This is a genomic window from Microtetraspora fusca, assembly GCF_001570365.1.
In the GTDB taxonomy this organism is placed as follows: Bacteria; Actinomycetota; Actinomycetes; order Streptosporangiales; family Streptosporangiaceae; genus Microtetraspora; species Microtetraspora fusca.
Genome location: NZ_BBYK01000078.1, coordinates 1 through 22851 on the forward strand (window position 1 = coordinate 1; position 22851 = coordinate 22851).

The window sequence follows — 22851 nt, forward strand, 5'->3', positions numbered from 1 at the left end:
AATCCCTCCCCGACGACCCACCCGCCCCCTCGCCCAGCGAGACGTCTGGCCCTTCGTCCAGTGAGGTGTTCGACTCCACACTGGCCGGGACGTCTACTCCTTCGCGTCCCGAGGCGTCCGATCCCGCATGCCCCACGACAACCGGCCGCTCGCCAGCCAAGACGCCCGACCCGACGCGATCCGAAGCGTCCGATCTCGCGCGCTCCAAGGCATCGGCCTCTGGGCACTCGAAGACATCCGGCCCTTCGCGCAGTGAGGTGTTCGACTCCACTCCGGCCGGAACGGCCACTCCTCCCCAAGGCGATGCATCCGATCCCGCGCGCTCCAAGACATCCGACCGTTCGCCAGCCGCAACGTCCACCTTCACGAGCGGTGAGGCGTCCGCCTCTTCGTCGGCCGACGCGTCCGGCTCACCGGAACGCGGGGCGTCGGGGCGGGGCGCCGGCGACAACAAAGGCGCTGTGGCGGAGCAGCGGAGACCGGGACGGGGACAGCGACATGGATGCGGTGCGGACTGGGCGACGCCCGGCGGGCTCGTCTCGGGACGCACGCTGCCCGGGCTGCTGCTGGCCACCGGACAGTTCCTCCCCGTCACCGACATCCACCGGCTCGCCCAGACCTCCGGCCTCACCCGCCTGGTCATGGACGCCGACGGATGCGTCCTCGACGTGGGACGCACCGCCCGCCGCGCCACCCGACGGCAACGCCGCGCCATCCTCGCCCGCTACACCCGATGCATGGTCGACCACTGCCCCATGCCCGCCCACCTCTGCCAGATCGACCACATCACCAACTGGTCCGACGGCGGCGCCACCGACCTGAACAACCTCGGCCCCACCTGCCAGTTCCACAACCGCGACCGCTACCGGAATCCCGAGCACTACCGGCTCCACCGCGTCGGCAAGAACCGCTGGGGCTTCACCTACCTCGGCCCCCGGAACAAGCGGAGGTGAGACCTCGCACGGCCGTGGTGAGCGGCGACGCCTCCCCGCCCACCCCCGCGCTTCGGCGGTTGTCGCCGGACGCCGGTGAGACGAAGCACCTGAGCACGGTCACCAGCGCGGCCCGATGATTGCTCCCGGCAAGCGCCGCCGGCCACGCGCTCGGCCTGGCGCTGGCTGCGCTGGGGCAACGATCTCGATCCATACGAAGCCGGAAGCGGAAGGGGGCGTCGTGCTCGCGCGGGGAGGCCGCCGAACGTGTCGTGGGTGGCCCAAAGCGTGATCACATCTGACGTGATCACGGCCTGTCCGCCGCCGGCGGATACTCAAACAGTGCGCGCCGCGGATCGGCGCGGGCCCCGTCGTGAACCCGCTCGGCGGCGTGCCGCGCCTCCCCCGGCCCGGACGACAGTGATCCGCTCAGGGGACCGCGCCGGTTTGCCCCCGTTCGCGAAACTCTTTGAAGGCAGCACCATGGCCCCCCATCCGCCTGGACGTCACGGGCACGACATCCAGGCCGAGGCCGCCCGCTTCCGGGCCGCTGTCCTTCGGACACGGCGTCCATTACTGCCTGGGAGCGCCGCCGGCGCGGGCTGGAGTCCGAGGTGGCGCTGGCGACTCTCTTCGACCGCCTGCCCGGCCTCGCCCTCGCCGTCCCCCGGCGGAGCCGGCTCCATCCCTCGTTCCTCAGCTACGGCTGCCGGACGCTGCCGGTCGTGACCGGTTGGCCGGGCCGGACATACGCCGGCCCCGGCCCCGTGAGGGGGCCGGGGCCGGCGAGGGGTCAGCGCAGGCAGGCGTCGAGTTTCTGCTCCAGCGCCCGCTTGGGCGCGGCGCCGACCCACGATCCCCTGGTCTCGCCGCCGGAGTAGACGACGAATGCGGGGACGGCGGTGACGCCGTGCCGGGCCGCCAGTTCGGGCTCCTGCTCGATGTCGACCTTGACCACGTCGAGCGTGTCCGCACGATCGGCGGCCAGCTCCTCCACGATCGGGGTGACCATGCGGCACGGATGGCACCACAGGGCCCAGAACTGGATCAGGACGGGCCGCTCCGCCCGCAGCACGCGGGCGGAGAAGGTCTCTTCGGTGACGCTGTCCACGGGGGTCGCGGGCATGCGGGGAATCTCCTTGTCCGAGGTACGGATGGGGTTGTCGCCGCCACGGTGTGACGGCGGGGCGGGGGCTCAGCCCGTCTGTCCGCCGAGCGCGACGACGTCGGCGAGCGGCCGAGGGAGGGCCGGGGACGCCGCATCCGCGACGCGGTGGTTCGCGACGTCCCGGGCGATCTCCTCCTCCACCAGGCTGTTGTTGACGGCGATCGCGGCCGCCGAGGCCATGCCGGCCGCGGTGATCACCTGCGCCCGGCGGTCGGCGACATTGCCCACCGCCCACACGCCGGGAACGCTCGTACGGCCCGACGGGTCGGTGATCGGCCAGCCGCTCTCGTCCCGGGCGCAGCCGAGGCCGGTCAGCAGGTCGTCGTGGGGCACCATGCGCGGGAAGAGGAACACCGCGCCGCGCGGCACCACGCTGCCCTCGGCCAGCTCGACCCCGCGCAGCCGGTCGTCGTCCACCACCAGCCGCTTGACCAGGCCGTCGATGACCCGCACCCCGCGCGCGGCCAGCCGCTCGCGCTCCTCACCTGTCACGTCCATGGTGTGCGGGAAGAAGACGATGTCGGCCGACCACTGCCGCAACAGCAGCGCGTGCCGCACCGCTTCCGGGTGGGTGCCCAGCACTCCGATCGGCTCGTCGCCGACCTCGTAGCCGTGGCAGTACGGGCAGTGCAGCACGTCCCTGCCCCACCGCTCACGCACTCCGGGGATGTCCGGCAGCTCGTCGCGCAGCCCGGTGGCCACCACGACCCGCCGGGCGGGGAGCGCCGGGCCGCCGGCCAGGTGCACCTGGAAACCGTGCTCGATGTGGTCGACCCGGCCCTCGATCACGTCCACGCCGTACCCGGCCAGCTCGGTCCGGCCCACCTCCAGCAGGGCCGCCGGAGGCATCCCGTCCCGGGACAGGAAGCCCTGCATGTGGGAGGCCGGGGCGTTGCGCGGACTCCCGGCGTCCACCACCGCCACCCGGCGGCGAGCCCGGGCGAGCACCAAGGCCGCGCTCAGGCCGGCCGCGCCCGCGCCGACCACCACCACGTCGTATCCGAAATCGTTCGTTGCCACGTTGTTCGTATCGCTCACGGCGACCACCTCCGCCCGTAGGCTGCGGCTGCCGGGCCTAAAGTGCCAACCTTTGTTGCCGATTCTGGGAACGCCGTCGTGCCGGCCCGCCTCAGTACGGCAGCCGCCGCCCGCCGGGCGTTCGCAGGTCCAGCGGGGCCATGGTGGACTTTCTGCCCTTGGCCTTCCTGATCCGCCGCATCGTGGCTCCTATCCCAGCTGCTCAGCTGTCCGGTCTCGGGCGTCCAGCTCGAACCAGACGGCCTTACCCTCGCCCGTATGCTCGACGCCCCAGTCGCGGGACAGGGCCTCGACGAGGAGCAGCCCGCGTCCGCACTCCTCCTCCTCGGACATGTGCCGCACCTGGGGGAGCACGGAGCCGGCGTCGGCGACCTCGGCGCGCAGGACGCCGTCCCAGGCCGAGAGTGTGACGACCGGCTCTCCCGAGCCGTGGCGCAGCGCGTTGGTGACCAGCTCGCTCACGAGGAGTTCCGCGGGCTCGATGTGCTCGCCGTACCCCCAGGCGGTGAGCTGGGCGCGGACGAGTCGCCGCACGGCGGGTGTCGAGGACACGTCGCGCGGGAGGGTCCACGAGGCGCGCCTGTCACACGTCACCGTGGCGACGTGGGCGGCTTCAGCGGCGGGTCCGGCGGGTCCGGCGTACGCGCCGTGTCCGCAGTGGGCCGGCGGCCGCACGCGATCACGCGGCCTGAGCATAGGAAACCCTGTGTACGGGAACGCTGCGCCCGTCGGGCAGCAGCTCGCCGGTGTCCTCGAAGACCACGACGCCGTTGCAGAGCAGACCCCAGCCCTGCTCGGGGTGGAAGGCCACGAGACAGGCGGCGCAGTGATCCGGAGCGTCCGCGGACGGACACGGCGGGTTATGCAGGCACATGACGGTCACCTCGCTCATCCGATGCCGGAGAAGCCGGAGAGTTCGTGGAAGGCCGACGGCCGGGCGACCCGGCGCAGCAACTCCCCGAGCGAGGAGTTGACGGTGCGCGGCCTTTCGAGCATCAGGTTGTGGCCGGTACGCGGGAGGACGACGAGATCGGCGCCCGGCAGCGTGTACGCGATCGCCTCGCTGTGCGCGACCGGGGTGACCATGTCGTCCCCGCCGACCAGGACCAGCGTGGGCACGTTCCGCAGCACCGCCAGGGCGGCCCGCCCGTCGTGTGCCAGCAGCGTCGCGTAGAAGTCCCCGATCACCTCGATCGGAGTGGAGTCGATGATCCGGACGGCGGCCGCCCACACCGCGGGCGACACGTTCGACGCGAACGAGTACCGCCGCACCAGCAGGTGCAGGAGGTCGGCGACGGCGCGGTACCCGTGCCCGCCCATGATCGACGTCCCCGCCAGCACCTTGAGCAGTCCGGGGACGAACGGCTGCAGCAGCCGCGCGCCGTACGCGGGCAGGCCCAGCGTGACGTGGTCCAGCCCGCCCGCCGAGGTCGCCAGCAGCGCGACCCCCGCGACGCGGTCCAGGAACAGGTCCGGGTGCGCCTCGGCCAGGGCCATGATCGCCATGCCGCCCATCGAGTGCCCGACCAGGACCACCGGCCCGGACGGGACGATCTCTTCCAGGACCCGGTACAGGTCCCGGCCGAGCTGCGCGATGGTCGCCGATCCGGCGGGGCCGCGGCCCGACCGGCCGTGCCCGCGCTGATCGTACAGAACGAGCCGGGCCTGGTCGGCGAACGCGATCCGCTGGTCGCTCCAGCAGTCAAGGTGGAGCGCCAGACCGTGGCAGAAGACCATGGTCAGCTCGGCGTCGGCCCGGCCGCCGACCTCCACGTACAGCTCCAGGCCGTCGTCGGCCGCGACGGTGCACACCGTGCGGGCGGCCGGAACGTCGGTCCCGCCGTCCCGCGGTGCGTCCGGCAGCACCTCGGCCAGGGCAGAGGTCAGGGCGTCCGTCAGGGGGCCGTCAGGCACGACATTCGGCAGGGCGCCATCCGGCACCGCATTCGGTACCGCACTCGGCACTGGATTCGGCACTGGATTCGGCACTGCTGGATTCGGCACTGCTGGATTCGACATTGCGTCCGACATGGCATCCGGCTCCGCGTAGGCGTCGTCCCGGCGCCCGATGTCGATCCCGTCCGCCGCCCGGGGGCCGAGCCCGCGGATGGTGGTGGGGTCGTACGTGTCCGACGACGGTCCGTGAAGGCGATCGCTGAGCATTGCCGCCTCCCTTCGCTTGCCGGTCGGGTCGCTGGGCGACGTCATCGATGGCCTGCTTTCGACTCCCACAATCGCGCCGTAGGTCCCGGCCGTCTGCGCTGGCAGCCGCCATCTTGCGGGCATGCCTGCGGCCATCCCGGCATTCCTGGTAGCTGCAATGACGGGGCGGCGACCGGCTGCCACCCTGGAGGTGTGTCGTTGAGTTGCCTCATCGTGGACGACAGCGATCACTTCAAGGAGGCCGCCCGCCGACTGCTCGAAGCGGACGGCGTCGTCGTGGTCGGCGTCGCGTCCACCTCAGCCGAAGCGCTGCGCCAGGCCGGCGAGTTCCGGCCGGACTGCGTGCTGGTCGACATCGACCTCGGCGAGGAGAGCGGGTTCGATCTGGCCCGGCTGCTCACCGACGCGACGGCCGGCGGTCCGCCGTACGTCATCCTGATCTCGACGTACGACGAAGGGGATTTCGCGGAGATGATCGCGGCCAGCCCGGCTGTCGCGTTCCTCCCGAAGCCGAACCTGTCGGGCTGGGCGATCGGCTCGATCCTGCGCGCGGCCGTCGGCGAAGGGGCGTGACCCCGGGGACTCCCGGTGCTACCGCGACTCAAGGAAGGCGAGCACCGCGAGGACACGGCGGTGGTCGTCCTCCGTCTCCGGCAAGCGCATCCGGGACATGATGCTGCGCACGTGCTTCTCGACGGTGCCCTCGGTGATCCAGAGCTTGTGCGCGATCCCGGCGTTGGAACGCCCCTCCGCCATCAGGGCGAGCACCTCGCGCTCGCGGTCGGTCAGCAACTCCAGCGGGTCGTGCCTGCGCCGCGCGGTGATGAGCTCCGTCACCAGGGCGGGATCGACGACCGAGCCTCCGTGGGCGATCCGTTCGAGCGTCTCGACGAAGTCGGCCACGTCGGTGACCCGGCTCTTGAGCAGATAGCCCACCCGGTGCCCGGCGGCGAGCAGCTCCATGGCCTGGTCGACCTCGACGTGCGCCGACAGCATGAGGACGCCCGTCTCGGGGAACTCCTCGCGGATCACGCGGGCGGCGTCGAGCCCCTCGGTCGTGTGCGTGGGGGGCATCCGGATGTCGACGACGGCCAGCACCGGGCGGCGTTCGCGCACCAGGGCGAGCAACTCGTCGGCGTTCCCCGCCTGACCGACGACCTCGAACCCCGACCTCTCCAGGAGGCTCGCCAGCCCCTCCCGCAACAGGACGTCGTCGTCCGCCAGGACCACCCGTGTCCGGTCCTCGTCCACCGCATCGCCGCCATTTCCGTGGTCGGCCGCGCCCGCGGGACGCAGTGGACGGAACGCCGCGCCGTACCGGCCGGCCACGGGCGCTCTGAGCTGCGTCAGCGTCGAACGTGCCTCCGGTTCCGTTCGGAGTAAAGTGGAGGCATGCGCGCGCGGCTGATGTCGTTGCTGCTACGCCCGACGCGCCTGCCCGTCCTGTGGGGCATCATCGTCAGCGCCTTGTTCGTAGCGGCGGAGACCTTCCTGACCGACCCGCTGGAGAGGTGGGCGCCGGGCAGTTCCCTGGGGATAGTTTACCTACTCGGCGTTCTCGTGGTCTCGTACGTCTGGGGGCTGCGGCTGGGAATCGTCACCGCCGTGGTCAGCGGCTTCGCGTTCGATTACTTCCACCTTCCACCTGAGCACACGATCACGCTCTTCACCAGCTGGTCGTGGATCGCGCTCCTCATCTTCATCGTCGTCGCCCTGCTGGCCGGCTGGGCCGCGGCGCTGATCCGCTCCCTCGTCATCGAGGCGGACAATCGGCGCCGCGAGGCCGACACCGACGCCAAGATGTCCCGGCTCCTCCTGCGCACCGAGCGTGTGCGCTCGGCGCTGCCGGCCGCCTCCCAGCGCCTGGCCAAGGGGCTCGGCCTGCCGTTCCTGACGATCGAGGCCGACGCGGTCCCGGGCGACGAGGAGCGCACGGCGCTGCCGCTGGTCGAAGGCACCACCAGGCTCGGCACGCTCCTCGTCCCCACCGGCCTGCCGGACACGACCATGCGCCGCCTGCGCGAGCGTGTCGTGCCGTCCCTCGAGGCGCTCCTGCACGCGGCCCGCGACCGCGAGGCGATCAGCCAGGCGCTGGAGACGAGCCGCGACCAACTACGCCGGATCGCCGACGTGCAGGCCGCGCTGCGCCGGGTCGCGACGCTGGTCGCACGCGGAGTCCCGCCGTCGGGCATCCTCGACGCCGTCGCCTGCGAGGCCGGCCTCCTCCTGCGTGCGGACTACACGGTGATCGAACGCTACGAGCCCGATGACACGGTCGTCATCGTGAGCTGGTGGAGCAAGGAGGGCTCCGCCTCGATGCCGCCCGTGGGGTCGCGCTGGCCGGTCAGGGAGCACAGCATCGCCGACCTGATACGGAGGACCCGGCGTCCGGGCCGGGTGATGGGGTACGAGGCCGCGACCGGGGAGCTGGCCGAGTGGGCCCACACGCAGCGGATCGTCTCCGCGGTCGGCAGCCCCATCGTCGTCGAGGCGCGGCTGTGGGGCGTCATGGTCACCCTCTTCCGCGCCCCGGAACCCCCGTCGCACGCGGACGAGCAGCACACGCTCGAGTTCACCGAGCTCATCGCGACCGCGATCTCCAACGCCCAGGCCCGCGACGAGCTTGCCGCCTCCCGCGCCCGCGTCGTCGCGGCCTCCGACGAGACCCGGCACCGCATCGAACGCGACCTGCACGACGGGGCCCAGCAACGTCTCGTCTCGCTCGGGCTGGAACTGCGGACCATGGAGTCCGGTGTGCCGGAGGAGCTGGTGGAGCTGAGACAGCAGCTGTCCCACGCCGTCGAGGGGCTGACCCTCGTGCTGGAGGACCTGCGGGAGCTGTCCCGGGGCATCCACCCGGCGATCCTGTCCAAGGGGGGCCTGGGGCCCGCGTTGAAGATGCTCGCGCGCCGCTCCCCCGTCCCGGTCGAGCTCGACGTACATGCCGACCGGCGGCTGCCGGAGCGGGTCGAGGTGGCCGCCTACTTCGTGGTGTCGGAGGCGCTGACGAACGTGGCCAAGCACGCCCAGGCGTCCATGGCCCGGGTCGAGGTGGACGCGGACGACGCGCGCATCAGGATCTCGGTCCGCGACGACGGGGTCGGCGGAGCGGACACCCGCGTCGGCTCCGGGCTCATCGGCCTGAGCGACCGCGTCCAGGCGCTCGACGGCACGCTGGAGATCGTCAGCCCCTCCGGTCAGGGCACCACGCTGATAGCGACGATCCCCCTCGACAACAGCGGCTGACGGCCGTCGAGCCCATGTTCAAGGGACGTCGGGACGGTCGGCGAGTGGCAGGCGGACGACGAAGCGCGCGCCGCCCGCCGCCGACTCCTCCACCGTGACGGTCCCGCCGTGGGCCTCGGCGATGTCGCGGACGATGGCGAGGCCGAGACCGGCGCCCCCGTGGCTCCGGCTGCGGGCCGTGTCCAGCCGGGCGAACCGTTCGAAGACCCATTCACGCTCGGCCGGGGGGATGCCGCAGCCGTCGTCGGCCACGACCAGCTCGGCGTGGCCGCCGGCCTCGCGCACGTCGACCTGGAGCACGTGCTTGCCGTGCCGCTGCGCGTTGTCCAGGAGATTGGCGACGAGTCGCCGGATCTCGCGGCAGACGACCTCGACCGTCGTTCCCGGCGTGAGCCGCGGCAGCACCGGCAGCGGGTCGGCGCGCGTGGCGATCTCGCTCTCGACCAGCTCCGCCAGATCCACCCGGGCCGTCTCACCGGACGCCCGCATCCCGACCTTGGCCAGCACGAGGAGGTCGGAGACGATCGCCTGGAGGCGGTCCACGTCCCGCAACGCGCGGCCGAGGAGCTTGTCCAGCTCCGTCGTGTCGGGGTGAAGCTGGGCCTCCTCGAGCTGCGTACGGAGGCCCGCGATCGGGGTGAGCAGCTCATGCGCGGCGTCGGACACGAACTGCCGCTGCTGGGCGAGCATCCGGTCCATCCGGTTCCGGGGGCTCTCCGCCTCGTCCGGCATCGCGCCGTTCACGGCCTGGGCCGGAGCGGCCACCGACGTGCCCTTCGTGCCGTCGACGGGGACGGGTCTCGGGTCGCACTGACACATGACGCTCATCCAGAATCCTTGTCACGTCCAAGAGCGGCACCGTCCGGACCGTGTCGAACCGGCGGTTCCATCGGTTCGCGCTGCGAGGCCCGTCCGCCCGCTCATCCGGGCCTGCTCATCCGGGCCTGTTCATCCGGGCCTGTTCGTCCGCTCGTCCGGCCCCGCTCGTCCGGGGTCCGGAGAGCCGAGGGTGCCTTTCTTCAACGATGACGTCCCGTCGCCGCGCTGTCTGTGCGGGCAGCCACCATTTCCGCCCCCATGCCAGCCGGGTTCCCGGCATTACCGCCAGCCGGTATGCCGGGACCGCCGCGCGCGAACGACGCGGGCCGGCCTAGCCGCTTCGCGGGCCTACGGCTCGTCCGTCCCGTGCGCCGGGACGGGCCGTGTGTTCGGGGCGGGCAGCACGCCGGTCCGGTGGAGGTGGTCGCGGGCGGCGGCGATGGCCTCGGGCGTGGTGGCGAAGACGTGGCCGGCCCGGTCGAGGTCGGCGATCACCCCCAGCGCGTGCAGGGGCTGGTGGTGGCCGTCCCTGATGCCGGAGATGTAGACGGTGATGCCGCGCCGTCGCAGCCGGGTGACGGCGTCGCCGAGGACGAGGGCACCGCTGGCGTCGATGGCGGTGACCCGGGACATGCGCAGGATGACCACGGACACGTCGGCGACGTTGGAGAGCTGCAGCAGGAAACGGTGGGCGGCGGCGAAGAACAGCGGCCCGTCCAGGCGGTAGGCGACGATGTGCTCGGCGAGCAGGGCGTGCTCCTCGTCGGTGTGGTCGCCGGGCAGGTCGGGGCGCAGCGGCATGGCGTCCAGGCGGACGTCCCGCGCGATGGCCCGGAGCGCGAGCGCCCCGGCCACGATCAGGCCGAGGACGACGGCCTGGACCAGGTCGAGCGCGACGGTGGCCAGCGCGGTCAGCACCAGGACGACGGCGTCGCCGCGGGTGGAGCGCAGCATCGCCTTGACCGAGCCTGCCTCGACCATACGGAAGGCGGTGGCCAGCAGCACACCGGCCAGCGCGGCCAGCGGGATCTTGGCGACCAGCCCGGAGGCGGTGAACACGATCACCGCGAGGATCGCGGCGTGGGCCAGCGCGGCCAGGCGCGACTGGGCCCCGGACCGGACGTTCACCGCCGTACGGGCGATGGCGCCGGTGGCGGGCACACCGCCGAACAGCGGCGTGACGAGGTTGGCCAGGCCCTGTCCGAACAGCTCCCGGTCGGGGTCGTGCTTGTGGTTGACGCTCATGCCGTCCGCGACGGCGGCCGACAGCAGTGACTCCAGTGCGGCCAGCGCGGCCACGGCGACGGCGGGGGCGATCAGCGAGCCGAGGGCGGAGACGTCGAGAAACGCCAGGGACGGCGCGGGCAGGCCGGCGGGCAGCTCGCCGATGCGGGGCACGTCCAGGCCGGCCAGCTCGGCGGCCAGGGTGGCGGCGGCCACGGCCAGCAGGGAGAAGGGCACGGTCGGGCGCAGCCGCGCGCCCGCGAGCATCAGCGTGGCCACGGCGCCGGCGATCGCCGGAGGCCACCAGTTCGGGTGGGCGAGGAAGTCACGAGCGGCCTGCCAGGCCACCGCGGTGACCTTGTCGCTGTGGGAGGCGGGCACGCCGAGCGCACCGGGGATCTGCTGCAAGCCGATCACGCAGGCGATGCCGAGGGTGAACCCCTCCACCACCGGGGCCGGGACCAACGCCATGTACTTGCCCGCGCGCGCCAGCGCCAGCGCGATCAGCAGCAGCCCGGCCAGCACGCCGACCGTCAGCACGCCGGAGGCGCCGTGCGCGTGCATGATCGGCACCAGCACGACCGTCATCGCACCGGTCGGTCCGGACACCTGCAGCCCCGAGCCGCCGAAGACCGCGGCGATCGCTCCCGCGACCACCGCCGTGGCCAGCCCGGCGGCCGCTCCCAGCCCGGACGAGATGCCGAACCCGAGCGCCAGCGGCAGCGCCACGATCGCCACGGTCAGCCCGGCCAGCAGGTCGCGGCGCGGACGGCGGGCGTAGGCGGCGATCTCGGCCCGCTCTGGCAGCAGCGAGCGCAGGCGGGCCCGGCCCGCCGACATCAGCGTGCTCACGAGGCGCCGCTGTTCGCTTCGTCCGCCAGCAGCTCGCTGAGCAGCTCGTTCTGTCCCGTCAGCTTCTCGGTGAGGAGGACGCGGGCAGCGCGCAGCAGCTCGGCCACCCGCCCGCCGGCCAGGGCGTACACCATGGTGTTGCCCTCGCGCTGCGCGGTGACCATGCTCGAACGGCGCAGCACGGCCAGGTGCTGCGACAGCCCGGTCGGCTCCACCTCGATGGCGGCGAGCAGCTCGCGCACCGACATCGGCCCGTCCTGGAGCAACTCCAGCACCCGGATCCGCACCGGGTGGCCCAGCAGCCGGAACAGCTCCGCCTTGGCCTCGTACAGCGGCACCGACATCACACGTCCGCCTTTCCGTCCGGCCCCGCGTCGCCGTCCCTGCCGGGGCGCGGCCGGGCCGCACCCTGTCTCCTCGCCGGCGGCTCCTGGCCGGCCGCGCCGGCGAATGCCCTGTTCACGTCACTCCCGTGGTCCCGTCATCGCATAAGCAACACAATGCAATTGCGCAGTTTCGCAATTACGATACATCTGAGCACCGCCCGCCCCACGAGCAGGGGCACGGCGACAACGGAAGCTCGCCCCGCGATATCGGATGCCAGCCGCGTACGGCGCTCAATAGGGTGATGTGATGACGATCTTCGGCTCGGCCATCGACGTGCGACCCCTGTTCCCGCGCGAGCGGCGGGCCATGCTCGACCTGCTGCGCGCCCTCGACCCGGCCGACTGGGCCAGGCCGACGGTCTGCCCGGGCTGGGATGTGCACGACGTCGCCGGCCATGTGCTCAACGACTACATGCGGCGCCTGTCCGGCAGTCGGGACGGGTATGGCGGCGCCGTCTTCGGAGACGATGAGACGCTTCCCGCCTATCTCGCGCGTGTCAACGAGGAGTTCGTCCGGGCGACCCGCCAGCTCAGCCCACGGCTGCTGATCGACCTGCTGGAGCACCTTGGACCGCGCCTGGACGCCGTCTGGGCGGCACACGATCCGGAGGCGCCCGCCTACCTGAACGTGTCATGGGCAGCGGAGGACGTCGACAGCCCCGCCTGGCTGGACATCGGACGCGAATACACCGAATTCTGGGTCCACCAGCAGCAGGTGCGCGACGCCGTCGCCCGTCCCGGCGCGACCGATCCGGAACTCATGGCACCCGTCCTGGATGTCTTCGCCCGCGCCTTGCCGTACGCCCTGCGAAGGCACGACCGCCCAGAGGGCACAGCCGCGCACCTGGAGGTGCTCGGACCGGCGGGGGGCCGATGGAGCACGGTGTGGCAGGGTGGCCGGTGGCGGATGGCGACGCCGGCAGATGAGCCGGCGGCGCGCGTCTCGATGAACCAGGACACCTTCTGGCGGCTCGCGACCAGGGGCATCACCGTCGAGGAGGCCCGTCGGCGCGCAGAGTCGAGCGGCGACCCGGAGCTCACCGCCGCCATGACGACCCTGCTCGCGGTCGTCGCGTAGAACGGCGATGGCCGAAGTGCCGCCGGGACCGCGGTTCGCGCTGCCGTGCCGGGACAGCGGGTCTCGGTGGGTCGGAGGTGGACCCAGCGGTGTGGTTCCGCAGCTCTGGCACTGCCCATGCGATCGCCGCCACGGTCACTGTCGTGAGCAGCCCACCGGCGCAGATCACCACTCGGGGACCGAGGAGTGACGCGGCGGCCCCATGCAGCAGGTTCGCGATGTTCGGGCCTCCGACGAGGACCACGGTGAGCGATCCCTGGATCCGGCCGCGCATGGCGTCGTGGGTGTGTGCCTGTGTGATGGCGTTGCGGAAGGTGCTCAGCACGAAGTTGACCGCACCGCCGAGGACGAGCGCTACCAGTGCGACCCACAGCTGTGCGGCCAGTCCGAGGAACACGACGGTGAGGCCCCACGCGGCGGCGGCCGCCGCCATGAGCGCTCCGTGACGTCGGGCGCGCGTGAACGTGCCCGACAACAGCCCGGCTGTGACGACCCCGGCCGGATAGGCGGCGTAGAGCAGTCCCAACTCCACGCCGCCTCCGGCGGCGCCGCCGTAGGTGTGGTGGGCGAGTTCCGGAAACACGGCCACCGGCATACCGAAGACCATCGCCGCGAGGTCCACCGCGAGCACCGCCACCAGCAGCCGGCCGGCCGCCAGGTACCGGAAACCGGCCACCACCTGGCCGATCGTGGGGCGACGCCGTCGGCACTGTACGGCCGGATCGTTCGGTGATCCGGCCGGGTGCGGCGGCAGCGGCGGCAGCTTGACGACCGCCCACACAACGGCCAGCAGTGCGACGGCATCGAACAGGTACAGCGCGCCGAGCCCGACAATCGGGATCAAGACCCCGGCCACCACCGGTCCGAGGATCGACCCGGCGTAGCGGGTCAGCGAGCTGAGGCCGTTCGCCGCCGGGAGAAGCTCAACGGGGACGAGGCGGGGCACCACGGCGCCCATCGTGGTCATGATCGCCGCGAAGGACAGGCCCTGGCAGGCGACCAACACCATCAGGACCGGGACGGAGCGCCCGCCCAGCACGGCTTGGATCCACAAGGCCGCGTACGTGAACGCGAGGCCGCAGTGGGCCGCCAGTAGCACTCTCCGCCGGTCCATGACATCGGCGACCGCGCCGATCCCCAGCGCCGCAACGACCAGCGCGACGAACGACACCGCCGCCGCCGCGCCCACCGTCGCCGAGGATCCGGTCATCGCGTACAGCTGCGTCGGCACGGCGACCACGCTGAAGGAACCGCCCACCGCGCAGACCGCCGATGCCGCCCACAGTCGCCGGTACGCCGCGACGGCCAGTGGGCGGCGGTCGACCGCGTAGGCGCCGAACGATCGGACCCCTGACATGGTCACAGCCCGGCGCCCGCGGCCGGTGTCTCCAGGCTCACCACGTCGGCGACGACGCAGGCGATGTTGTCGGGGGCGCCGGCGGCGTAGGCGTGCGCGACCAGTTCGTCGAGCACCTCCTGGGGTGCGCCGGGCCCGGTCAGAACCTCGCGCAGCGACTCGGCGGGGACGACGGTGGACAGCCCGTCGGAGCACAGCAGGTACCGGTCACCGGCCGCGGCCTCGTGCAGCGACAGGTGCGGCCGGGCCCCGCCCGTGCCGGTCAGCGCTCGCGCGAGCAGCGCGCGTCGCGGATGCGAGGCCGCTTCCTCCGGGGTCAGCCGGCCCTCGTCGACCAGCGACTGGACGTAGGTGTGGTCATGGGTGATCTGGAACAGCTCCCCATCACGTACGAGGTAGGCCCGGGTGTCACCGATGTGCACCAGCGCCAGCCGGGAACCCGACCACAGCAGTGCGGTCAACGTGGTGACCGCCTCGCCCGACGGCGTCGACGCGGCGATCTCCCCGATCGCCCGGTCGGCTTCACGGACCGCGTCGGAGAGAGCGCCGAGCAGGTCCTCGGCCGGGACGGCCATGGTCTCCAGCGGTTTGAGCGCGTCGACGGCCGCCGCACTCGCGAGGTCCCCGGCCGGGCCGCGGACCCCGTCGGCCACCGCCAGCAACCGGGGACCGGCGTACGCGGTGTCTTCGTTGCTCGTGCGCACCAGTCCCGACTCTGACCGGGCGGCGTAGCGGATCCCCAGTACGGTCGCCGTCTCTTCCACGGTGCTTCCTCTTCCCGACAGGTAGTCGATGAGGAACGTGGCCAACTGCCCGCGGGCGGCGGTTTCGGCCAGCACCTGCTCCCAGTAGCCGGCGATCTCTTCGGCCGCCGCGCTCGCCGGCAGGTCGCACACCTGCCGGATCCGGGCCAACGGCATGCCCAGCCGCCGCAGCCAGGCGATCAGCCGGGCCCGCTCCAGTTGCGTCGGATCGTAGAACCGGTATCCGGACTCTCCGTCCACCGCGGCCGGCCGTAGCAACCCGAGTTCGTCATACAGCCGCAACGCCTTCGGCGACAGCCGGGTCGCCCGGGCGAACGCTCCGATCGTCAGCAGCCGCACCGCTCCTCCTCGTCCCGGCCACGGTGGCCGGTACGGACGATGCTGCTGCTTCACCCAGGGGGAAGGTCAACACGCCGCCGTGTTCCCGGCCCGGCCGACGCTCTTGACATCGGCTAGGATTAGTGCAAATGTCCGACATCTACATACATGGGGAGGGTCAGTGTCGCGGATGACGTCGCCGGTACGGCAAGAACCGCTGGTCATACAACTCTGCGAGCAGTTCCGGCGGATGATCGACGACGGGACCTGGCCGGTGGGCACCCGGATCCCGGGCGAGAACCAGCTCGCCTCCGAGCTCGGCGTCAGCCGAGGCACTGTGCGGGAGGCCCTGCGCGCGCTGAGCGTGGCGGGCCTGCTGGAGCCGCGCGTCGGCGACGGCACGTACGTACGCACCAGGGACGAGCTGGCCGCCATCCTCACCCGCGACCGCCGCGGCGGCGACCTGGAGGACATCCTGGACGTCCGCTCCGTCCTGGAGACCGCCGCCGGTGTGCGGGCCGCCCGCCACCGCACCGAGGAGGACATCCGCGCGCTACGCCGCGCCCTCGCCGACCGCGCCGCGGCCGACGCCGCCCGGGACGTGGACGCCTACGTCGAGGCGGACGCGGCCTTCCATCGCACCCTGATCCGCGCCAGCGGCAACCCGCTGCTGCTGCGCCTGTACGAGGCGGTCAACGAGAGCATGGTCGCCTCCATCCGGCGGACCACGTCGCTCCCCGAGGACCCCCAGTTGGGCGGGCTGCACGAGGCGCTCGCGGACGCCGTCGAGGCGGGCGACGCCGAGCGGGCGCACGCCTGCGCCGCCGAGCTGTTCCGGGAGGTCGGGTTCCTCAGCGCCGTGTCGGGAGAGCCGTCGTGACGACCCGGCCCACCGCCGCGTCGACCACGTCCGCGACCCCGCGCACCGTCGGCGACACGCGCGGCGCGGCGCACCCGGCGGTGAAACTGCTGGCCGTCCTGCTCGTGGCCGGCTGCCTGCGTCCGGCGCTGACCTCCGTCGGCCCGGTCCTGGACCTGATCGGCGCCGACACCGGCCTCGGCACCACCGCCCTCGGCGCCCTCGGCGCGCTGCCGCTGCTCGCGTTCGCCGCCCTGTCCCCCTTCGTCCACGGGCCCGGCAGCCGGTTCGGGGCCGAACGCGTGGTCCTGTGGGCGATGGTCGCGCTGGCCGCCGGCATCGCCGTACGGTCGCTGCCGGGCAACGCCTGGCTGTGGTGCGGAGCCGCCGTGGCGGGCGCGTCGATCGCGGTCGGCAACGTGCTCGTCCCCTCGATCGTCAAACGCGACCATCCCGGCGCGGTCTCGCGGGTCACCGGCGTCTACACGTCCGTGATGACCGGCTTCGCGGCGCTCGCGTCGGGCGTCGCCGTCCCGATCGCCGCCGCGACCGGGAACGGCTGGCGGTGGTCGCTCGCGGTGTGGGCCGTCCCCGCGCTGCTGGCCGCCGGGGTCTGGGCGCTGCGGATGCGCGGCACGCGCTCCCGCGCGGCGGCCGCCGGGACGGCCGCGCCCACCGTCTCCGCTGTGCGGGAGAAGCCGGTCTGGAGGTCGGCCGTCGCCTGGCAGGTGACGTTCTTCATGGGCCTGCAGTCCACGACGTTCTATCTGCTGGTCAACTGGCTGCCCACGATGGAGACGGCGCGCGGGGTGCCGGCGAGCACGGCCGGCTGGTATCTCTTCCTCTTCCAGGCCGTCGGCATCGTCTCGGGGCTGGCGGTGACCGCGGTCATGGGCGCCCGCTCCGACCAGCGCGCGACCGGCGTGCTGGTCAGCGTGCCGATGGTCGCCGCGATGGCCGGCATGCTGTGGGCTCCCGGCTGGAGCCCGGTCTGGGTCGTCCTCGCGGGGATCAGCTCGGGGAGCACCATCGTGGTCGCCCTCGCCCTCATCGGCCTGCGTACCCGGACCTTCGCGCACACCGCCAAGCTGTCCGGCATGGCGCAGTCGGTGGGCTACCTGCTCGCCGCCGCCGGCCCGATCGCCGCGGGCCGGCTCGCCGACGGCACCGGCTCCTGGACCCCCGTCATCGTCCTCATCGCCGGGCTGGCGCTCGCGCAGACGTACGTCGTTCTGTGGGCGGGCCGTGACCGCTACACCCACCCCGAGCCGGCGAACGCCTGACCGGCGTACGCGGGCCCTCTCGCGGCGCGGTGGCGCCGTACCGCGAGAGGGCCCGCCTGGGGGCGCCGGTCAGGCGGCCGCGCGGGCGGCCAGCGCGACCGTGGCCTGGCGGGTGACGCCGTTGACCGTGACGGCGACCACGACCTGTCCCGGGCGCAGCGCCGTGATGGTCCCGGTCTCCGGGTCCAGCACCGCGACGTGCCAGGGCTTGGCGTCGGCGCGGTCGCCGACGTACAGGTTCGGAGAGCCGGACCAGTCGGCCGAGACGGGATGGGCGACGGGAACCGTACGGCCGTCCTGCGTCAGGGTCGCCGACACGCGGCCGGACCCGCCGACCTGCACGGAAGCGGGCGCGGTGAGGGTCAGCTCGTCCACGTGCGGACGGACCTGGGTGCCGATCCAGGTCGGCGCGTCCACGAACCAGTTGCGCCGGACGTGCTCGGCCTCCTTGGCCGTCACCGGGTCGACGCCCCACAGCGACCAGCCGGTGAACCCTCCGTCGTCGGCCGCCGTGGCCGGGTTCTTGCCGGAGTTGCCGTTGATGAAGTACGGCACGGCGTCGACGTGCGAGGCGTGGAACGTCCCGACGTGACCGCCGATGTAGGCCGCTCCCTTGCCGGTGGTGCGCTGGAAGTCGGCCAGCCAGCTCTCGACCAGCGCGGCCTCCTTGCGGTCGCCGAGCTGGCTGCCCTTGCCGGGCGTCGGGTCGCGCGGGGGCACGTGGAACAGCACGGCGACCGAGCCGATCGCGGGGTCCTTCGCGGCCGCGTCGAGCTGCTTCCTGAGCATGGCCACCTGCTCGAACCCTCCGCCGAGCAGGTTCAGCCGCGAGGTGTCGAGGGTGATGAAGCGGGTGCCCTTGTGGTCGAACGTGCCGTAGGTGTCGCCGAAGACCGTCTTGAAGTTGTCGATCTTGCCGCCCATCACCTCGTGGTTGCCGGGCACGTAGTGGAACGGCAGCTCGCCGCCGAGTTCCTCGTCCAGGATGCGCTTGGCCAGCGCGAAGTCCTCGGGGGACGCCTCGTCGACGAAGTCGCCGTCGATGATCAGGAAGTCGGGCTTGGCCGCCTTGATCTCCCGCAGGGTGCGGCGGACGTTGGCGACGATGTCGCTGCCGGGGTCGCGCGCCACGAACTGACCGTCGGACATGACCGCGAACCGCCACGGCATGCCGGCCACCGCGGCGCCGGTGCGGATGACCGGGTCGGCCACCTTGGCGGCGGGCGGGGCGCTCACCGGCGGCGGCACCTTGGCGACCAGCCCGTCGACGGCGATCTCACCGTTGTACAGCTGGTCGGCCCTGGTCTCCGCGACGTAGAAGCGCCGGAGCTTCAGCGGGTAGTTCACCCCGGGCGGAACGGCGAACTCGACGTACTTCCAGCCGGTCCAGGTGAGGTACGGGCCGCGCAGGATCTGCGACTGTCCCTGGGCGTCGTAGAACTCCAGGCTCGGCCACTCCCCGTTCCCGGACGAGCGGATCCACATCCCGAACGCCTGCGGCTGCCCCTCGATGGTGATCTGCTGGGGCGGGCTGGCGTAGGCCGCCCGCGTGGCCGTCGACTGGGTGAAGTCGTACGCGAGCCGCAGCCCGCCGCCGCTCTGGCCCGGCGTCGGCGACAGCGACCCGGTGGCGCGCGCCGCGGAGAACGTCCAGGAGGCGGCGTCCTCGAAGTCGGCGACCGAGACGTCCTGGTAGCCGACCGTCACCGGCACCGCGGTGGTGGCCTTGCCGACGGAGACGGTGATCGTGCCCGAGCCGGTCGCCTTCTTCGACGTCACCGTGAACAGGCCGTGCTCGGCGGGGGCGACGTCGAACAGGGCCGTGTCGTAGTCGAGACGCACGTCGCCGGGCTCGATGGGGGCGGAGTTGCCGTTGCGGTCGTAGCCCACCACGCCGAAGACGCCCGAGTCGTCCGCGCCGCCGAGGCCGACCAGGTCGGCCGTGGCGCCGAGCCGTACGAGGGGCTGCAGGACGGTGAGCTCGATCGTGCCCTTGGCGCCGCCGCGCGAGGCGGTGACGGTCGTCTGGCCCGAAACCGAGGCGTGGAAGACGCCGTCGCGGCCGACCTGCCCGTGCACGGCCGGCGTGGCCCGCCACGAGGGCGCGCCCTCCACCGGGCCGTACGTCTCGTCGTAGCCGTCGGCGGTGAGCCTGCGGGTGAGCCCGGGGAAGACGCGGTCGGTGCGTCCGCCCGTGGTCGGCCCGGTGCCCGGCGCCTTCACCGGATCGGCGGCCGTCTCGACCCAGAAGCCCTTGAGCTTGCCGCTGCCGGCGGGGGCGTAGAGGGCCAGGCCGTTGGGGACGTGCCGCTCCTCGCCGTCGGAGGGGCTGTTCTCCACGCGGGCGTCGGCGGAGCCGGGCTTGCGGGCGAGCATCGTGGAGGAGCCGCCGCCGTCGAGGTTGATCGCGTTGCGCGCGCCGAGTTCGGCCATCATGGCCCCGAGCTCGGTGAGGGTGACGCCCCGGCTGTCGGCCTGGCGGCCGTCGACGGTCAGCATGTACATCGTGCGGCCGTCGGCGGAGAAGCCGAGGGCGGTGCGCGGGTGGGCGGCGTTGTCGGAGAAGACCTGGGCGACGCCGTCCTTGACGACGATGTCACCGCCGCCGATCGCGGTCTTGACGGCGCCGCCGTCGGAGGCCTTCGGCTGGTACGCCACGTCGACGCGGTCGCCCGGCTTCAGCCGGGCCAGGGCCGCGGCTCCGGCTTCGCGGCCGAGGAGGATCGTCGTGCCCGCCGGGATCGGGCCGCTGCCGGCGGCGGAGCGTACCTCCGCGACGGCGCCGTCGCGGAGCACGACCTCGGTGACCGTGGCGGCGCCCGCGACCGCGCGACCGCGATCGTAGGAGCCCCACAGCGGGGTGAACACGCCGACGCCATTGGCCTGGATGAGCTGGTTGAACTGGGTCAGGGTGATCGGGTCGCCGCCCGCTGGAGTGGCGGTGCCGTCGAAGCGCATCTGCAGGACGCGCCCGATGCCGTCGGGCGTGAGCGCGACCGCGTTGCCGTGGCCGGCGACCGAGGACTGGACGAGCTCTCCGTCGCGGACGCCGACGCCCTGGGCCGCCCCCGAGTTGTTGATGTCGAAGAAGTCGCCGTTGACGGCGGCGATCGCGCGGCCGCGCTTCACCGGCCCGGACAACGGCTCGGTCTTCGACACCTCCCCGGAGAAGACGTAGCCGGCGCTCGCGCCGCCGGTGAGGTCGGCGGTGATCGCGTCGGCGCGTAACCAGCCGGCCGCGTCGTAGCGGTCGAACGAGGTGAGCGTGACGCCCGGCGCGACCGGCCGGGTCTGCTTCGCCGTCTCCAACTGCTGCGTGCCGGGGGTGGCGAGCAGCGTGGAGGCGGCCGGATAGGAGGACGCGGGGGCCGCGTCCTCGACGAGGGGATGCTGCGGCTGCGGGGGTGATGCGTCGGCCTTGGCGGGCCCGGTGGTCGCGCTGAACGCGAGCAGCGGGGCGAGGAGGGCCACGGCCAGCAAGCGGGGGTGGTGACGTTGTGACACGAGCGAACTCAATCGCGTTCTGGTTACAAGTTTCAAGACTTCGACGTGTCTTAAAAGAAAACTTCATCCGACCCCGGCGATCTTCCACCTGACCCTCGACCCGACCTCCACACGCGCGGATATCGCCTCAGACCTGGGTAAACGACAGCCACCGCCAACGCCGCCCGGTCACCGAATCCACCCCGGGAAACCCTCGCCTTCCTTTACAACGTAGATCACAACATCGGGTGCCGCGATCGCAGCCGGTATGCCCTCACGCAATCCGGCCATGGGCTCCCCCATCGAGTTCCAGCTCTCACCGATCCGAACGTCGGCATCGCCGCCGCTCTTGCGCGCCTCCCGATCAAAGCTGGGACACGCGCCGGATATACCGATCGGCGGGGAGGATCGAGTCATGAAAGCCACCCGTCTCCTCCCCTACCCAGCGCTGCTTGTCGCGGGCGTGTCCTACGTACACGGCGTATTGGCAGGACGTTTCCTCGAACTGCGTCCAACCAGCGAATACTGCGCGGACAAGCCGTTGGGGTCCCCGGCGACGAGTTGGACGTGGTTGCTGCTCACCCACCGATGCCGATGGAGCGACGGCACCACCACGGACCTGGTCCCGGCGTACGTCAACCCCGTCGTGTATGCCTGCTTGGCACTCGCGCTCACCTGCACAGTGGTGGCCGTCCGGACCGCCCGCCGCAACAGGTCGAATCGGCTACGATCTATCGCAAATTAGCCGCAATAGCAAGGAAGGTGCACATGGCCGATCGCAGCTCCTCCGTGCGGCGGTCGCTGTTCCTGCACGCGCCGATCCGGCGAAAGCCGCGCGCGATGCTGGAGCGGATGCTCGAACTGGTGGATGATGACACGCCGCCGGACGGCCCCGACGGCCCCGTCGCGGTGCTGGAACGGCGGCTGGCGGAGCTGCTCGGCAAGGAGACCGCGCTCTTCTTCCCCAGCGGGACCATGGCGCAGCAGGTGGCGCTGCGCGTCCACGCGGACCGGCGCGGACGCCGCGCGTTCGCCGCCCACTCGCAGTCGCATCTGGACATGTGGGAGAAACAGGGCTACAACGCCGTCCACGGCCTGTGGTTCCACCGCACGGGCGACCCCAACGAACTGATGACGGCCGACGACCTGGCGGCGATCGACGAGCCCCTCGCGGCGGCCGTCTGGGAGCTGCCGCAGCGCGACCTCGGCGGCCTCCTGCCGGAATGGGACGATCTCCGCGACCAGGTCGCCGTCGTACGAGCCTCGGGCGCCGCCGCCCACTTGGACGGCGCCCGGCTGTGGGAGGCCCAGACCTACTACCGGCGGCCGCTGGACGAGATCGCCGCGCTCTTCGACTCGGTGTACGTCTCGCTCTACAAGAGCCTCCAGGGAGTGCGCGGCGCGGTGCTCGCCGCGGACACCGCCACCGTACGCGCCGCGCGCGTGTGGCGGCAGCGTCTCGGCGGCGGCATCGACGACGCGTGGCCGCTCGCGCTGGCCGCCCTGGTCGGCCTCGACACCCGGGTCCCGCGGATGCCCGCCTACCGTGAGCACGCGATCGCCATCGCGGCGGCCGTCAACGCCGACGGCGCGGCCCGCGCGTACCCCGATCCTCCGCAGACGCCGCTGTTCCACGTCCATCTGCCGGCTTCCAAGCGGGCGGTCGAGCGGGCCGGCGCGGACATCCTCGCCGAGCACGGCGTCCAGCTCTGGGGGCGGGTGCGCTCCGGCCCGGATCCCTCCCGCTGCGGCTTCGAGATCAGCGTCGGCGAGAACGCCATGGAGTTCGCTCCGGACGAGGTGGTCTCCCTCGTCCGCGACCTGCTGGCCCGCGCCGCCCGCTACGAGAAGTGAACGGCCCGGCGGCCCGAGGCGTTCTCC

At 72.4% G+C, this 22851-nt stretch carries 19 protein-coding genes and 1 pseudogene; 7 read left to right on the plus strand and 13 right to left on the minus strand.

Going from position 1 to position 22851, the window contains the following annotated elements; genetic code table 11:
* The first annotated feature begins 461 nt into the window (after positions 1–461).
* Positions 462–953 (plus strand): HNH endonuclease signature motif containing protein, encoded by a 492-nt coding sequence (locus AWQ68_RS43145; protein WP_066949879.1) that lies wholly within the window; start codon positions 462–464, stop codon positions 951–953.
* A gap of 772 nt (positions 954–1725) precedes the next feature.
* Here AWQ68_RS43145 and AWQ68_RS36045 read toward each other — a convergent pair.
* From AWQ68_RS36045 to AWQ68_RS36065, 5 genes are all read right to left on the minus strand, one after another.
* Positions 1726–2058 carry a thioredoxin family protein gene (locus AWQ68_RS36045; RefSeq protein ID WP_066949881.1) on the minus strand — a complete coding sequence of 111 codons (333 nt, stop codon included), beginning with the start codon at positions 2056–2058 and terminating at the stop codon, positions 1726–1728.
* Between the two features lie 69 nt (positions 2059–2127).
* Positions 2128–3120, minus strand: coding sequence for an NAD(P)/FAD-dependent oxidoreductase (locus AWQ68_RS36050; protein ID WP_218007193.1), 993 nt, complete (start codon positions 3118–3120; stop codon positions 2128–2130).
* A gap of 207 nt (positions 3121–3327) precedes the next feature.
* A complete protein-coding gene (locus AWQ68_RS36055) occupies positions 3328–3690 on the minus strand; it encodes an ATP-binding protein (RefSeq protein ID WP_169809054.1) in 363 nt (120 codons plus the stop codon).
* A 127-nt stretch (positions 3691–3817) separates the two neighbouring features.
* Complete coding sequence (locus AWQ68_RS36060) at positions 3818–4012, minus strand: DUF5999 family protein (protein WP_066950018.1); 195 nt, start codon at positions 4010–4012, stop codon at positions 3818–3820.
* Positions 4013–4026: 14 nt separating this feature from the next.
* Positions 4027–5052, minus strand: a complete 1026-nt coding sequence (locus tag AWQ68_RS36065; RefSeq protein WP_169809055.1) for an alpha/beta hydrolase — start codon at positions 5050–5052, stop codon at positions 4027–4029.
* Between the two features lie 447 nt (positions 5053–5499).
* Between AWQ68_RS36065 and AWQ68_RS36070 the strand changes: the two genes are divergently transcribed.
* Positions 5500–5874, plus strand: coding sequence for a response regulator (locus tag AWQ68_RS36070; protein ID WP_066950021.1), 375 nt, complete (start codon positions 5500–5502; stop codon positions 5872–5874).
* Between the two features lie 18 nt (positions 5875–5892).
* On the opposite strand, the gene AWQ68_RS36075 is transcribed toward AWQ68_RS36070, so the two are convergent.
* Positions 5893–6630, minus strand: a complete 738-nt coding sequence (locus AWQ68_RS36075) for a response regulator transcription factor (protein ID WP_444543178.1) — start codon at positions 6628–6630, stop codon at positions 5893–5895.
* 63 nt (positions 6631–6693) lie between these two features.
* On the opposite strand from AWQ68_RS36075, the gene AWQ68_RS36080 reads away from it, so the two are divergent.
* Positions 6694–8547, plus strand: coding sequence for a sensor histidine kinase (locus AWQ68_RS36080; protein WP_084464793.1), 1854 nt, complete (start codon positions 6694–6696; stop codon positions 8545–8547).
* 18 nt (positions 8548–8565) lie between these two features.
* Here the strand turns inward: AWQ68_RS36080 and AWQ68_RS46405 are convergent, their stop codons facing one another.
* The 4 genes and pseudogenes from AWQ68_RS46405 to AWQ68_RS36095 form a co-directional block, all read right to left on the minus strand.
* The gene (locus AWQ68_RS46405) at positions 8566–9036 is read right to left on the minus strand and encodes a sensor histidine kinase (RefSeq protein WP_444543179.1); all 471 of its coding nucleotides are present in this window, start codon (positions 9034–9036) and stop codon (positions 8566–8568) included.
* Between the two features lie 15 nt (positions 9037–9051).
* Positions 9052–9375, minus strand: a pseudogene (locus tag AWQ68_RS46410) (histidine kinase dimerization/phospho-acceptor domain-containing protein); the annotation flags it as partial.
* Between the two features lie 339 nt (positions 9376–9714).
* On the minus strand, positions 9715–11430 hold the full coding sequence (locus AWQ68_RS36090; protein ID WP_066950030.1) for a SulP family inorganic anion transporter: 1716 nt from the start codon (positions 11428–11430) through the stop codon (positions 9715–9717).
* Positions 11431–11438: 8 nt separating this feature from the next.
* Positions 11439–11786, minus strand: a complete 348-nt coding sequence (locus tag AWQ68_RS36095; RefSeq protein ID WP_066949889.1) for an ArsR/SmtB family transcription factor — start codon at positions 11784–11786, stop codon at positions 11439–11441.
* Between the two features lie 289 nt (positions 11787–12075).
* On the opposite strand from AWQ68_RS36095, the gene AWQ68_RS36100 reads away from it, so the two are divergent.
* A complete protein-coding gene (locus AWQ68_RS36100; protein ID WP_066949891.1) occupies positions 12076–12906 on the plus strand; it encodes a maleylpyruvate isomerase family mycothiol-dependent enzyme in 831 nt (276 codons plus the stop codon).
* Here the strand turns inward: AWQ68_RS36100 and AWQ68_RS36105 are convergent.
* Both AWQ68_RS36105 and AWQ68_RS36110 read right to left on the minus strand, forming a co-directional pair.
* Positions 12866–14263 (minus strand): MFS transporter, encoded by a 1398-nt coding sequence (locus tag AWQ68_RS36105; protein ID WP_066949893.1) that lies wholly within the window; start codon positions 14261–14263, stop codon positions 12866–12868. The genes AWQ68_RS36100 and AWQ68_RS36105 overlap by 41 nt on opposite strands.
* A gap of 2 nt (positions 14264–14265) precedes the next feature.
* Positions 14266–15366, minus strand: a complete 1101-nt coding sequence (locus tag AWQ68_RS36110) for a MerR family transcriptional regulator (protein WP_066949894.1) — start codon at positions 15364–15366, stop codon at positions 14266–14268.
* A 169-nt stretch (positions 15367–15535) separates the two neighbouring features.
* Between AWQ68_RS36110 and AWQ68_RS36115 the strand changes: the two genes are divergently transcribed.
* Both AWQ68_RS36115 and AWQ68_RS36120 read left to right on the plus strand, forming a co-directional pair.
* A complete protein-coding gene (locus AWQ68_RS36115; RefSeq protein ID WP_066949896.1) occupies positions 15536–16225 on the plus strand; it encodes a FadR/GntR family transcriptional regulator in 690 nt (229 codons plus the stop codon).
* Positions 16222–17487 (plus strand): CynX/NimT family MFS transporter, encoded by a 1266-nt coding sequence (locus AWQ68_RS36120; RefSeq protein ID WP_084464794.1) that lies wholly within the window; start codon positions 16222–16224, stop codon positions 17485–17487. Before AWQ68_RS36115 ends, AWQ68_RS36120 begins: the two co-directional genes overlap by 4 nt.
* Positions 17488–17556: 69 nt before the next feature.
* On the opposite strand, the gene AWQ68_RS36125 is transcribed toward AWQ68_RS36120, so the two are convergent.
* Positions 17557–20991, minus strand: a complete 3435-nt coding sequence (locus AWQ68_RS36125) for a phosphodiester glycosidase family protein (protein WP_066949900.1) — start codon at positions 20989–20991, stop codon at positions 17557–17559.
* 747 nt (positions 20992–21738) lie between these two features.
* Between AWQ68_RS36125 and AWQ68_RS36130 the strand changes: the two genes are divergently transcribed.
* Positions 21739–22824 carry a threonine aldolase family protein gene (locus AWQ68_RS36130; protein WP_066949902.1) on the plus strand — a complete coding sequence of 362 codons (1086 nt, stop codon included), beginning with the start codon at positions 21739–21741 and terminating at the stop codon, positions 22822–22824.
* Positions 22825–22851 lie beyond the last annotated feature (27 nt).